Origin of the sequence: Pseudomonas sp. PSPC3-2 (assembly GCF_049897085.1) — a bacterium.
Lineage (GTDB): Bacteria > Pseudomonadota > Gammaproteobacteria > Pseudomonadales > Pseudomonadaceae > Aquipseudomonas > Aquipseudomonas paraveronii.
This window is the reverse complement of sequence record NZ_JAFCVO010000013.1, coordinates 139,582-153,156: the sequence shown is the minus strand read 5'-3', so window position 1 is coordinate 153,156 and position 13,575 is coordinate 139,582. Positions and strand designations below refer to the sequence as shown.

Genomic DNA, 13,575 nt, shown 5'->3' with positions numbered 1-13,575 from the left:
AGGAAAGTATTAATATCTCGCATAAGAACGCCGGTTTGTTAGATGTGTTTGCTCGCACGAACATCATCAACCAAATCGGCGTTCTTGTTTCTGTGTTTCCCGAGATTCCGTGAAGAACCTTTTTATAGGCGTGGTCCCACGTCATTTTCATAAAGTCGTCAGGCGACAGGGGAACCTGGTTTCAGCGCTGTATGCGTTGGGGGACGAACTGTCGGGCTCGGTATAAAGACCTGTGTAGTGCGTTGAAATCCTTTCTCCGTCAGGCGCATCGAAGACGCCGTTGATACTGGGCTGGTCTTTAGAATGCCTTGAGTTTTCTTGTATATCAAAACTGGGCTTGCCGTTCTTATAAGTTGAATATCTAAACAGCGGCATGCCTGACGGTAGTTCTTCGCCCTGAATGTTTCGCATGGCTGCATCGGTGAGTGAGATTTTTTTATGATATATCCCTTGCGGGGGCGCGAGTACGAAGTGTGGTCGTAAGCGATGGTCGTCAAGTAGGTTTTATCTGGATCAACATCTAATCCAACTTGCGTTTTGCAGCTTCCACGTTTCGAACCGCTCTTGGTCACTGCTCGGCTGCGGCCTGGCGGCCGGCTGATTATATTTATCCCACTCGGCAGAATATACGCCGCTGTCGGCGAACGAAATCGGCGGTTTGATGGTGTCCGGTGACGGGGTGGATTGCGAAATGATGGGCGAGGGAGCTGTTGGCGTAATCATGACGGGCCTGCAATAGATGACGGTCGGTAAGCCACGCTCCCTGTGTTTTTTTGATTGGCGGTTGGCGCAGGAAAAGTTCCCTGATGTTCGAGGTCTGTTGCTTGATGTGCTGTAGGTATGTGCCGACGGGCTTCGAGTGTGTTAGCTATCATTGGCTTGATACCTGCGGCGGTGACCGGTTTTTTTGTAGTCTGGAGCGTGTGGTTGCTCTTTGTGCAACCCTGCATTGCCAGCCGATGACCGAATATGTCGCAGCGCCGCAAGCAGCTGTCTTCCTACACTCGTTAAGCTGCGCAACGGACGTGCCCTCTGTCGGGAGCCAGACCTGCCCGTCACACCGTCGCCTGGCAAGGTGTACGTCTAATGGAAGTTGTATGTGACCTGATCGTCTTGTCCAGCTTCACCCACCTGTCACCCTGATTCGTTTATGGTGCTTACATCGTTACCTGCGAACAGAGCTGACGGTCTCCCCGCAAGGGGATAACACGCGACGCTTCCATCAATAACAAGCCCAAGCGGAGTACCACAGATGGCGTTCTTCACCGCAGCCAGCAAGGCCGACTTCCAGCATCAACTGCAAGCGGCACTGGCGCAGCACATCAGTGAACAGGCACTGCCACAAGTGGCGCTGTTCGCTGAACAATTTTTCGGCATCATTTCCCTGGACGAACTGACCCAACGTCGCCTTTCCGACTTGGCCGGTTGCACCCTGTCTGCCTGGCGCCTGCTTGAGCGCTTCGACCACACCGAACCCCAGGTGCGGGTCTACAACCCCGATTACGAACGTCATGGCTGGCAGTCGACCCACACTGCGGTCGAAGTGCTGCACCATGACCTGCCATTTTTGGTCGACTCGGTGCGTACCGAGCTGAACCGCCGTGGCTACAGCATCCACACCCTGCAAACCACCGTGCTCAGCGTGCGTCGTGGCAAGAAAGGCGAGTTGCTGGAAATCCTGCCTAAAGGCACCCAGGGCGAAGGCATCCAGCAAGAATCGCTGATGTACCTGGAAATCGACCGCTGCGCCAACGTCGCCGAACTGAGCGTGCTGAGCAAAGAGCTGGAGCAGGTACTGGGCGAAGTGCGCGTGGCCGTGGCCGATTTCGAACCGATGAAAGCCAAGGTCCAGGAACTGTTGGCCGGTATCGACGCCAGCCAGTTCAGCATCGACGGCGAAGAAAAAGCCGAGATCAAGAACTTCCTGGAATGGCTGGTGGGCAACCACTTCACCTTCCTCGGTTATGAAGAGTTCGTGGTACGTGACGAGGCCGACGGCGGTCATATCGAATATGACGCCGGCTCCTTCCTCGGTCTGACCAAGCTGCTGCGCGCCGGCCTCACCGCCGACGACCTGCGCATCGAAGACTACGCCGTGTCCTACCTGCGCGAGCCGGCCGTGTTGTCGTTCGCCAAGGCCGCACACCCTAGCCGCGTTCACCGCCCGGCCTATCCGGACTACGTGTCGATCCGTGAGATCAACGCCGACGGCAAGGTCATCAAGGAATGCCGCTTCATGGGCCTGTACACCTCGTCGGTGTACGGCGAAAGCGTGCGGGTGATTCCTTATATCCGCCGCAAGGTCGCGGAAATCGAACACCGTTCGGGCTTCCAGGCCAAGGCTCACCTGGGCAAGGAACTGGCGCAGGTGGTCGAAGTATTGCCGCGTGATGACCTGTTCCAGACCCCGGTCGATGAGCTGTTCAGCACCGTGATGTCGATCGTGCAGATCCAGGAGCGCAACAAGATCCGCGTGTTCCTGCGCAAAGACCCCTACGGTCGCTTCTGCTACTGCCTGGCCTACGTGCCGCGTGACATCTACTCCACCGAAGTGCGCCAGAAGATCCAGCAAGTGCTGATGGATCGCCTGAAAGCCTCGGACTGCGAGTTCTGGACGTTCTTTTCCGAGTCCGTACTGGCCCGCGTGCAACTGATTCTGCGGGTCGACCCGAAGAACCGCCTGGACATCGACACGCTGCAACTGGAAAAAGAAGTGGTGCAGGCCTGTCGCAGTTGGCAGGACGACTACTCCAGCCTGGTGGTCGAAAGTTTCGGCGAAGCCCACGGCACCAACGTGCTGGCGGACTTCCCGAAAGGCTTCCCGGCCGGCTACCGCGAGCGTTTTGCCGCGCATTCGGCCGTGGTCGACATGCAGCACTTGCTCAGCCTGACCGAAGCCAACCCGTTGGTGATGAGCTTCTATCAGCCGCTGGGCCAGGTGTCCGGCCAGCGCGAGCTGCATTGCAAGCTCTACCATGCCGACACCCCGCTGGCGCTGTCCGACGTCCTGCCGATCCTGGAAAACCTCGGCCTGCGCGTGCTGGGTGAGTTCCCGTATCGTCTGCGTCACGCCAAGGGGCGTGAGTTCTGGATTCACGATTTTGCCTTCATCGCCGCCGAAGGCGTGAACCTGGATATCCAGCAGCTCAACGACACCCTGCAGGACGCGTTCGTGCATATCGTCCACGGCGACGCCGAGAACGATGCGTTCAACCGCCTGGTGCTGACCGCCGGCCTGCCATGGCGCGACGTGGCGCTGCTGCGTGCCTACGCCCGTTACATGAAGCAGATCCGCCTGGGCTTCGACCTGGGTTATATCGCCAGCACCCTGAACAACCACACCGACATCGCCCGCGAGTTGACCCGGTTGTTCAAGACGCGCTTCTACCTGGCACGCAAGCTCGCCGCCGACGACCTGGAAGACAAGCAGCAACGCCTGGAACAAGCGATTCTCAGCGCCCTGGACGACGTTCAGGTGCTCAACGAAGACCGCATCCTGCGTCGCTACCTGGACCTGATCAAGGCCACGCTGCGCACCAACTTCTACCAGACCGACGCCAACGGCCAGAACAAGTCGTACTTCAGCTTCAAGTTCGACCCGCGGGCCATTCCTGAGCTGCCCAAGCCGGTGCCGAAGTTTGAAATCTTCGTCTACTCGCCACGCGTCGAAGGCGTGCACCTGCGCTTTGGCAACGTTGCGCGTGGGGGCCTGCGTTGGTCCGACCGTGAAGAAGACTACCGCACCGAAGTGCTCGGCCTGGTAAAAGCCCAGCAAGTGAAGAACTCGGTGATCGTGCCGGTGGGCGCCAAGGGCGGCTTCCTGCCGCGTCGCCTGCCATTGGGCGGCAGCCGCGACGAGATCGCGGCCGAGGGCATCGCCTGCTACCGCATCTTCATTTCCGGCCTGTTGGACATCACCGACAACCTCAAGGACGGCGCCCTGGTGCCGCCGGTCAACGTCGTGCGGCATGACGGTGATGACCCGTACCTGGTCGTCGCAGCCGACAAAGGCACCGCGACGTTCTCCGATATCGCCAACGGCATCGCCATCGACTACGGCTTCTGGCTGGGCGACGCGTTCGCTTCCGGTGGTTCGGCCGGTTACGACCACAAGAAAATGGGCATCACCGCCAAGGGCGCGTGGGTCGGCGTGCAGCGTCACTTCCGTGAGCGCGGCATCAACGTGCAGGAAGACAGCATCACGGTGGTTGGCGTCGGCGATATGGCCGGTGACGTGTTCGGTAACGGCCTGTTGATGTCCGACAAGCTGCAACTGGTCGCGGCCTTCAACCACCTGCATATCTTCATCGACCCGAACCCGAACCCGGCGACCAGCTTCGTCGAGCGTCAGCGCATGTTCGAGCTGCCGCGTTCGGCGTGGACCGACTACGACACCAGCATCATGTCCGAAGGCGGCGGCATCTTCTCGCGCAGCGCGAAGAGCATTGCCATCTCGGCGCAGATGAAAGAACGCTTCGACATCAAGGCCGACAAGCTGACCCCGACCGAACTGCTGAACGCCTTGCTCAAGGCGCCGGTGGACCTGTTGTGGAACGGCGGGATCGGGACTTATGTCAAGGCCAGCACCGAAAGCCATGCCGATGTGGGCGACAAGGCCAACGACGCGCTGCGCGTCAACGGCAACGAGCTGCGCTGCAAGGTGGTGGGCGAGGGCGGTAACCTCGGCATGACCCAACTGGGGCGTGTGGAATTCGGCCTCAATGGCGGCGGTTCGAACACCGATTTCATCGACAACGCCGGTGGCGTGGACTGTTCCGACCACGAAGTGAACATCAAGATCCTGCTCAACGAAGTGGTGCAGGCCGGCGACATGACCGACAAGCAACGCAACCAGTTGCTGGCGAGCATGACCGACGAAGTCGGCAGCCTGGTGTTGGGCAACAACTACAAGCAAACCCAGGCCCTGTCCCTGGCCGCCCGCCGTGCCTACGAGCGTGCCGCCGAGTACAAGCGCCTGATGAGCGACCTGGAAAGCCGTGGCAAGCTGGACCGTGCCATCGAGTACCTGCCGACCGAGGAACAGCTCGTCGAGCGCGCCGCCACCGGCAAGGGGCTGACCCGTCCGGAGCTGTCGGTGTTGATCTCCTACAGCAAGATCGACCTCAAGGAAGCCCTGCTCAAGTCGCAGGTGCCGGATGACGAGTACCTGACCCGTGACATGGAGACCGCGTTCCCACCGAGCCTGGTCGCCAAGTTCGGCGAGGCGATGCGTCGCCACCGTCTGAAGCGCGAGATCGTCAGCACCCAGATCGCCAACGATCTGGTCAACCACATGGGCATCACCTTCGTTCAACGACTCAAAGAGTCGACCGGCATGAGCCCGGCGAACGTGGCCGGCGCTTATGTGATCGTGCGTGACATCTTCCACCTCCCGCACTGGTTCCGTCAGATCGAAGCCCTGGACCACCAGGTTTCTGCCGACGTGCAACTGGAGTTGATGGACGAGCTGATGCGCCTGGGCCGTCGCGCTACGCGCTGGTTCCTGCGCAGCCGTCGCAACGAGCAGGACGCCGGGCGTGACACCGCACACTTCGGTCCGCACCTGGCGGCGTTGGGCCTCAAGCTCGACGAACTGCTGGAAGGCCCGACCCGCGAGGGTTGGCAGAACCGCTATCAGGCCTACACCGAAGCCGGCGTACCCGAGCTGTTGGCACGCATGGTTGCAGGCACTACCCACCTGTATACCTTGCTGCCGATCATCGAAGCCGCCGACGTGACCGGGCATGACGCCGCCGAAGTGGCCAAGGCCTACTTCGCCGTCGGCAGCGCCCTGGACTTGCCGTGGTACCTGCAGCAGATCAGCGATCTGCCGGTGGCCAACAACTGGCAGGCTGCGGCCCGCGAAGCCTTCCGCGACGACGTGGACTGGCAGCAACGGGCGATCACCATTTCCGTACTGCAAATGGCCGACGCGCCACAAGACATGGAAGCCCGCGTGGCCCTGTGGCTTGAGCAGCACCAGGACATGGCCGATCGTTGGCGCGCAATGATGGTGGAAATCCGTGCGGCGGTTGGCACGGACTACGCCATGTACGCGGTGGCCAACCGTGAGTTGCTCGACTTGGCGTTGAGTGGTCAGTCGGTGCTGCAGCCGGCTTGATTCAGCGGTAAAGCAACGGTGGGAGGGGGCTTGCCCCCGATAGCGGTGTATCAGTCATGTAGTTGTTGACTGACACGCTTCTATCGGGGGCAAGCCCCCTCCCACATTTTGTTTGTGCGTTTACTGGAGATCAGTGGTGCTTGAGTAGTTTGGTTTCCAGCTGATCCAGGTGCTGGGTCATCAACGACACGGCTGCGCTGACATCCTGTTGCTCCACCGCCTCCACGATTGCTACATGCTCCTGCCACGCGCAGTACGTGCAGGCTTTCGCTTGAAACTGCGCAATGATCAACGACGTCAATGGCACCAGGCTATTGAGGAACTGTGCCAGCGGCCCATTGCCGGCAATGGCCGCCAATTGCAGGTGAAACTCCCCCGACAAGCGAATCGCCGGCCCGCGCTGGTCGCCCTGGATGCACTCGCGTTCGCGGGCAATCAGCTCGCGCAGTTGGCGTATCTGCGCGGGCGTGGCCTGTGCGCAGGCCAGTTGCACCACGGTCATTTCCGTCAGGCGTCGTGCTTCCAGAATCTGCCGCGTTTGCTGTGCATCTGGCGTAGCCACTTGGGCGCGCTGGTTCGGGCGCAGGATGATCACTTGTTGCTGGGATAGCTTGGCCAGTACCCGGCGAATCACGCTGCGGCTCACACCAAAGGTTTCGCCCAGGCTGTCTTCGGTAAAGCGGCTGGAGGGGCCGATGCGTTGTTCGAGGATAGCGTCGAACAGCCGAGGGTAGAGGTCATCCACGGCGGGCTTTTTACCCGCCACCAGGCGCAGGGCAGGGAGGATGGGATCGCGTTGCAGGGCGTGGGCGGTCATGGCCGGTCTCCAAAAAATCAGCTACCCAGGTGGTCGTCCGGGATGTTCAAGCGAATGCCCATGCGCAGGCCTTCCTGGAGGATGTGTCGGCGCATCTCGGCACTTGCCAGCGCGCTGTTTTTGTTGCGGATGGCGCGCACCACGGCGTCGTTTTCCTGCAGGCGCTCCGCGAGGTGTTCGGGAGAATTGCGCAGCACCTGGGCGCTTTGCTTGAGGGCGTTGCTGGTTTGCTGCACTACGTTCTGGAAGATCGGGTTGGAGGTGAGGGCGAACAGTTCTTCGTGGAAACCGATGTAGGCGTTCATGCCCGCTTCGGCGTCGCCGGCGTCCAAGGCTTCGCGCATGTCCATCAACGTCAGGCGCAGTTGGCCGACTTCCTTGCTGCTGATGGATTGGGCCACCAGGCCGACAATGAACGGCTCCAGAGTGTAGCGCAGTTGCAGGATGTCTTCGAGGCTGGCGTCGGCCACGGCGTCGCTCGATTGCGGCTCGCTGATGCTGGTTTCCAACACCACTACGCCCTTGCCGGGCATGGCGCGCACCAGGCCGAGGGTTTCCAGCACGATCACGGCTTCACGCAGGCTCGGGCGGCTGATGCCCATTTGTTCGGCCAGTTCACGCTGGCCGGGCAGCATTTCGCCCCGGCGCCACTGGCCCCGCGCCAGGGCGGCACGGAGTTTTTCTACGACTGAATTGACGACGGTTGAGGGGGTGATCACGTCGATGGCTCCTTGATGTTGCGAATACAATTGCCACAAAGGCGACGATTAAGTGTGGGAGCGGGCTTGCCCCAGATAGCAATGTATCAGTCACCTGCGATGAGGCTGATCCACCGCAATCGGGGCAAGCCTCCTCCCACAGGTGATCTGCGTCGATCATGCAAATGGATCAGAACTCCTGATGCGCTGGCACTACCGGTTTTTTAGCCTGGAACGCATACCCCTGCTCACCGTCGAGCACCTTGTTCGCGCGCTGGATGTCGATGTCTTTTTCCCAGCGCGCAATGGCGATGGTGGCGACGCAGTTGCCGATCAGGTTGGTCAATGCGCGGCCGATGCCCATGAACCAGTCCACGGCCAGCACCAACACCAGGCCGACCACCGGAATCGCCGGGATGGCCGTGAGTGTCGCCGCCAGAATCACCAGCGCCGAGCCCGGAATGCCATGCGCGCCCTTGGAGGTGATCAACGATACCAGCAGGATGGTCAGCAGGTCGGTCATCGACAGCGGTGTGCCGGTGGCGTTGGCGATAAACACGATGGCCAGGGTTAGGTAGATCGAGAAACCGTCGAGGTTGAACGAATACCCCGTCGGAATCACCAGGCCCACGGTAGAGCTGCCAATGCCCAGGTGCTCGAGTTTACGCATGATCTGTGGCAACACCGCATCGGATGACGCGGTGCCCATCACGATCAGTAGCTCTTCGCGCAGGTACTTGAGCAGCGGCAGCATGCGCAGGCCGGACAGGCGCATGACCAGGCCAAGAATGAGCGAGACGAAGACAAAGCAGGTCAGGTAGAACAGACCCACCAGACTGCCCAGGTGTTGCAGCGAATCCAGGCCGTAGGTGCTGGTGGTAAAGGCGATCGCCCCGAACACGCCAATCGGCGCCAGGCGCACGATCATGCCCATGATGCGGAAGATCACATGGCTCAGTTCGTTGATCAGCCGCGAGATGCCCGAAGCGGCTTCGCCCACCAGGTTCAGCGCGCTGCCGAACAGTACCGAGAACAGCAGCACTTGCAGCACGTTGTTGTCGGCAAATGCGCCGATCACCGAGTTGGGGATCAGGTCCATCAGGAACTGGCTGGTGCCCTTGATGTGCTGGCCCTTGTCGGCCAGTTCATGCAGGCCGGCGGAGGACAATTGCTCCAGGTGGATATTCGCGCCGGTGCCGATACCGGTGCTGAAGGCCATGATCAGGCCGATCACCAAGGCGACGGTGGTCAGCACTTCAAAGTAAATCACTGACTTCAAGCCGATGCGCCCGACCTTTTTCAAGTCGCCGGCGCCGGAGATACCGCTGACCACCACGCAGAACACGATCAGGCCAATCAGCATCTTGATCAGCTTGATAAAGCCGTCACCCAAGGGTTTGAGTTGCGAGGAATATTCGGGGAGGGCCAAGCCGCAGATGATGCCGAGCATCAGACCTATCAAGACTTGCAGGAAAATCGAACGCGAGCACCATCTGAGCATGGGAGGGATCTCTATGCGGTGCCCTGGTGGTTCCAGGGCTTAATTGTTGTGGTCTTACCGGTAAGTCCAGTGCGTGGCCAGTCTACGCTTGGGTTTTTCCCGATCACAAGTAAATATTCCGCGCTTGGCGGGTTGCGGTCTGACCAGTTGCTCTGTGAGGGCGGCGCTTGAGCGGTTGGCGGGGGGCAAATTTTTTCGCTTATCATCCGCGCCTGAGCACGCGAGGTGATGGATGGACAAACCAGGGCTGACCACCAACGAAGCGGGGCTGACCCATTGCAGTTGGCGTACCGCTGCGCCGGAATATCCGCATTACCACGACCACGAATGGGGTGTGCCGGTGGCGGACGACATTCAGTTGTACGAGAAGATTTGCCTGGAGGGTTTTCAGGCGGGGATGGCGTGGATCACCATCCTGCGCAAGCGCGAGCACTTTCGGCGGGCGTTCGACGGTTTTGATTTTCACCGGGTGGCGCAGTACGGCGAGGCGGATATCCAGCGGCTCATGGCTGATCCAGGCATTGTGCGCAACCGTGCGAAAATCGTCTCGACCCTCAACAATGCGCGCAGGGCATGCGAGTTGGTGCAGGAGAGCGGTTCGCTGGCGAAATGGCTCTGGTCATTCGAACCGGCGCCTGAAGAGCGCCCGGCGATGGTGGACCTGGCTTACTGGAAGGCCAATCCGACGTCATCGGCGTCGGTGCGGTTGTCCAAGGCCTTGAAGAAACGCGGGTGGACCTACGTGGGGCCCACCACGATGTACGCGTTGATGCAGGCGATGGGGATGGTCAATGATCACCTTGAAGGCTGTGTCTGCCGTGAGCGGGTCGAAGACCAACGCCGCCTGTTCAGGCGCCCCTGAATCGTGCGGGAAGGCCCGTTAGCCAATGTGTTGGAGAATGTCACGCACCTTGTCCAGGGCCGGGTCGATGTCCAGGGTTTCGATGGCGCCGAAGCCGATGATCAGGCCCGGGCGTACCGGCGTATCGTGAAAGAACACATCGAGTGGATACAGGCCCACTTCCATCTGGCGTGCCAGTTCCAGCAGCCGCGGGATGTCCACCGCCACCTTGCACAGCGCTGCCATATGAAAGCCGGCCACGGTGGGCACCGCGTCGAACCACGGCGACAGGTCACCCGCCAGGCGTTGCAGAATGCGCTCGCGGCGCCCGGCATACACGCTGTGGCAGCGGCGAATGTGCTTGAGCAGGTAGCCTTCGCTGATGAATTTGGCCAGCGCCCATTGCGGCAGGGTGGAGCTGTGTTGATCGGTCAATTGCTTGGCCTTGAGCACCGCGCCATAAATCGCCGGCGGCAGAACCGCATAGCCCAGGCGCAACTCCGGCAGTAGGGTTTTGGAGAAGGTGCCGACGTAGGCGACCACGCCACGTGTGTCCATGCTTTGCAGGGAGTCGGTGGGGCGGCCTTCGTAACGGAATTCGCTGTCGTAGTCGTCTTCGATAACGATCGCCCCCAGCTCGAACGTGCGGGCCAGCAGGGCTTCGCGGCGCGCCAGGCTCATGGGCATGCCGAGGGGAAACTGGTGGGACGGCGTCACATAAATTAGCCGCGCGCCGTCGGGGACCTGGTCGACCTGAATGCCCTGATCGTCGATGGGCACCCCGATAACGTTTGCCCCCATCGGCATGAACAACTGGCGCGCCGGACTGTAGCCGGGGTCTTCCATGGCGACGATGCTACCCGGCTCCAGCACCACGCGGGCGATCAGGTCGAGTGCCTGCTGCGCGCCGTTGGTGACCACGATGTCGGCGTCACGGCATTTGACCCCACGGGAGAACGCAATATGCCCGGCGATGGCGCTGCGCAACGCCGGCAGGCCTTCGGGCTGGCTGTAGAAGCCACTGTTCTGGGCGATACGCCGCAGGGCGTCCTGGGTGCAGCGCCGCCATTCATCCTGTGGGAATTGCTGGCGGCTGGTGGCACCGCCGATAAATTCGTAGCGCAGGGGGCTGCCGTGTGTTGGGTGGCGCATGGCCGAGGGCAGTGCCTGCCACTTCGCCAGGTTGCTGGCGCAGGCCAGGTCGGTGGCGGTTTGCAGGCGTTCGCTCGGTGGCGCGCGGCGGCTGACGAACGTGCCACGGCCGGTCTTGCCCACCAGCAGGCCTTCGTAGGTCAGGGTGGCGTAGGTGTCGGACACGGTCTTGCGTGACACGCCCTGTTGCTTGGCCAGCAGGCGGCTGGGTGGCAACTGGGCCCCGGTGGCCAGGCGGCCGGAGTCAATGGCTTCGCGCAGTTGCTGGTAAAGCTGTTCGGCCAGGTCCTTGCGGCCGTTGATGATCACGTGCAGTTCCATGTTTGTCCTGAGGGGCTGAGTCGCTCCAAGACTACTCGCAGGTGACGCTTGCTCCAAAGGGGCGGTAGGACAACGCGATAAAAAAAGTGGGAGCGGGCCTGCTCCCACCTGGGGATTGTGCTGCTTATGTGGTTAGGACAGGAAGCCACCGTCCACGTTCAGCGACACACCGGTGGTGTAGCTGGAGGCATCGCTGGCCAGGTACAGCACCGCGCCGGCCATCTCGCTTGGGTCCGCCACGCGCTTGAGCGGAATCTGCGCCAGGGCCATTTTCAGGATCGCGTCGTTCTTCACCAGCGCCGAGGCGAACTTGGTGTCGGTCAGGCCCGGCAGCAGGGCGTTGCAACGGATGCCGAAGTCGGCGCATTCCTTGGCGAACACCTTGGTCATGTTGATCACGGCGGCCTTGGTTATCGAATAAATGCCTTGGAACACGCCCGGGGAGATCCCGTTGATAGAGGCCACGTTGATGATGCTGCCGCCGCCGTTTTCGCGCATCAGCTTGCCGGCTTCCACCGACATGAAGAAGTAGCCGCGAATATTCACATCCACGGTTTTCTGGAAGGCGCCCAGGTCGGTGTCCAGTACGTTGCAGAATTGCGGGTTGGTCGCGGCATTGTTGACCAGGATGTCCAGGCGCCCAAACTGTTCGCGGATGCCGGCGAAGACCTGGGTGATCTGCTCCATTTCACCGATATGGCAGGCAACCGCAGTGGCCTTGCCGCCGTCGGCGATGATCGCATCCGCCACGTGCTGGCAGCCTTCCAGCTTGCGGCTGGAGACGATCACGTGGGCGCCTTGCTGGGCCAGCAACTTGGCGATGGCCTCACCGATGCCACGGCTGGCGCCGGAGACAAAAGCGATCTTGCCGTCGAGGTCGAACAGGTTGGTCTTGGACATGGGGGTTCCTTGTGGGTCTTGGCTCGGTCGATCAGAGGGCGGATTTGCCGATGACATTCAGGCTCATCTGCTCCAGCAGCTTGTTCATCTGAATGAACTGCGCAAAGCGTTTGTCCTGGGTCTGTCCATGGAAAAAACGGTAGTAGATCTGCTGCACGATGCCGGCCAGGCGGAACAGGCCGTAGGTGTAGTAGAAGTCGAAATTGTCGATCTCAAGGCCCGAGCGCTCGGCGTAGTAGTCGACGAACTGGCGGCGCGTGAGCATGCCGGGTGCGTTGCTCGGCTGGCGGCGCATCAGTTGCACGGGCGCCGGGTCGGCGGCTTCGATCCAGTAGGCGAGGGTGTTGCCCAGGTCCATCAGCGGGTCGCCGAGGGTGGTCAGCTCCCAATCCAGCACGCCGATGATCTGCATCGGGTTGTGCGGGTCGAGGATCACGTTGTCGAAGCGGTAGTCGTTATGCACGATGCTCGAGGTAGGGTGGTCGGCCGGCATCTTGTCGTTGAGCCAGGCGCGCACGGCCTCCCAGCGGGGCGCGTCGGGGGTCAGGGCTTTTTCGTAGCGGTCGCTCCAGCCGCGGATCTGACGCTCCACATAACCCTCGGGCTTGCCCAGGTCAGCCAGGCCGCAGACGCTGTAGTCCACCTGGTGCAGCTCGACGAACTTGTCGATAAAACTTTTGCACAGCGCTTCGGTCTTGCTCGCGTCCAGGCCCAGTTCCGCCGGCAGGTCGGAGCGCAGGATGATGCCGTTGACGCGCTCCATCACATAAAATTCGGCGCCGATCACCGATTCGTCGGTGCAATGCACATAGGCCTTGGGGCAGTAGGGAAAACCGTCTTTAAGTTGATTGAGAATGCGGAATTCACGGCCCATGTCGTGGGCGGACTTGGCCTTGTGCCCGAACGGCGGGCGGCGCAGCACGAATTCCTGGCCCGGGTATTCGAGCAGGTAGGTCAGGTTGGACGCGCCGCCGGGGAACTGGCTGATCTTGACCGCGCCGCTCAGGCCCGGAATGTGGGCCTTGAGATAGGGATCGATCAGGCTGGCATCAAGTTCTTCGCCTGGGCGGATCTGGGTCGATTGGTCGTTCAGCGCCATGCTTATCCCTTCTGCTTATTCTAAAGGCCTCGGACTATTGGCTAATCTAATGCGCACAGCCGCCCGGCCACAAGGTTGGGGCGGCTTAATAGGTTCGCGTGTTGGATGATGATCAGCGTGCCTGA

At 61.0% G+C, this 13,575-nt stretch carries 8 protein-coding genes; 2 read left to right on the top strand and 6 right to left on the bottom strand.

Annotation, left to right across the window (positions count from 1 at the left end; genetic code table 11):
- The first annotated feature begins 1,252 nt into the window (after positions 1 to 1,252).
- Positions 1,253 to 6,121 carry an NAD-glutamate dehydrogenase gene (locus ACP7CJ_RS21330; protein ID WP_426101728.1) on the top strand — a complete coding sequence of 1,623 codons (4,869 nt, stop codon included), beginning with the start codon at positions 1,253 to 1,255 and terminating at the stop codon, positions 6,119 to 6,121.
- A 130-nt stretch (positions 6,122 to 6,251) separates the two neighbouring features.
- Here the strand turns inward: ACP7CJ_RS21330 and ACP7CJ_RS21325 are convergent, their stop codons facing one another.
- The 3 genes from ACP7CJ_RS21325 to ACP7CJ_RS21315 all read right to left on the bottom strand — a co-directional run bounded on the left by ACP7CJ_RS21325 (position 6,252) and on the right by ACP7CJ_RS21315 (position 9,152).
- Entirely contained in the window at positions 6,252 to 6,938 is a 687-nt protein-coding gene (locus ACP7CJ_RS21325; RefSeq protein WP_426101726.1) for a GntR family transcriptional regulator, read from the bottom strand.
- Between the two features lie 17 nt (positions 6,939 to 6,955).
- Positions 6,956 to 7,657, bottom strand: coding sequence for a FadR/GntR family transcriptional regulator (locus tag ACP7CJ_RS21320; RefSeq protein WP_247401638.1), 702 nt, complete (start codon positions 7,655 to 7,657; stop codon positions 6,956 to 6,958).
- A gap of 169 nt (positions 7,658 to 7,826) precedes the next feature.
- Positions 7,827 to 9,152, bottom strand: coding sequence for a C4-dicarboxylate transporter DctA (locus ACP7CJ_RS21315; protein WP_426101734.1), 1,326 nt, complete (start codon positions 9,150 to 9,152; stop codon positions 7,827 to 7,829).
- Between the two features lie 217 nt (positions 9,153 to 9,369).
- Here ACP7CJ_RS21315 and ACP7CJ_RS21310 point away from each other — a divergent pair, with 217 nt between their 5' ends.
- On the top strand, positions 9,370 to 9,999 hold the full coding sequence (locus ACP7CJ_RS21310) for a DNA-3-methyladenine glycosylase I (RefSeq protein WP_276197854.1): 630 nt from the start codon (positions 9,370 to 9,372) through the stop codon (positions 9,997 to 9,999).
- An 18-nt stretch (positions 10,000 to 10,017) separates the two neighbouring features.
- Here ACP7CJ_RS21310 and ACP7CJ_RS21305 read toward each other — a convergent pair whose 3' ends face one another.
- From ACP7CJ_RS21305 to ACP7CJ_RS21295, 3 genes are all read right to left on the bottom strand, one after another.
- Positions 10,018 to 11,451 (bottom strand): PLP-dependent aminotransferase family protein, encoded by a 1,434-nt coding sequence (locus ACP7CJ_RS21305; protein ID WP_426101724.1) that lies wholly within the window; start codon positions 11,449 to 11,451, stop codon positions 10,018 to 10,020.
- 132 nt (positions 11,452 to 11,583) lie between these two features.
- Positions 11,584 to 12,351: an SDR family oxidoreductase gene (locus ACP7CJ_RS21300; protein ID WP_276197856.1), complete on the bottom strand. Its 768-nt coding sequence runs from the start codon at positions 12,349 to 12,351 to the stop codon at positions 11,584 to 11,586.
- Between the two features lie 31 nt (positions 12,352 to 12,382).
- The gene (locus ACP7CJ_RS21295; protein ID WP_426101722.1) at positions 12,383 to 13,450 is read right to left on the bottom strand and encodes a phosphotransferase family protein; all 1,068 of its coding nucleotides are present in this window, start codon (positions 13,448 to 13,450) and stop codon (positions 12,383 to 12,385) included.
- Positions 13,451 to 13,575 lie beyond the last annotated feature (125 nt).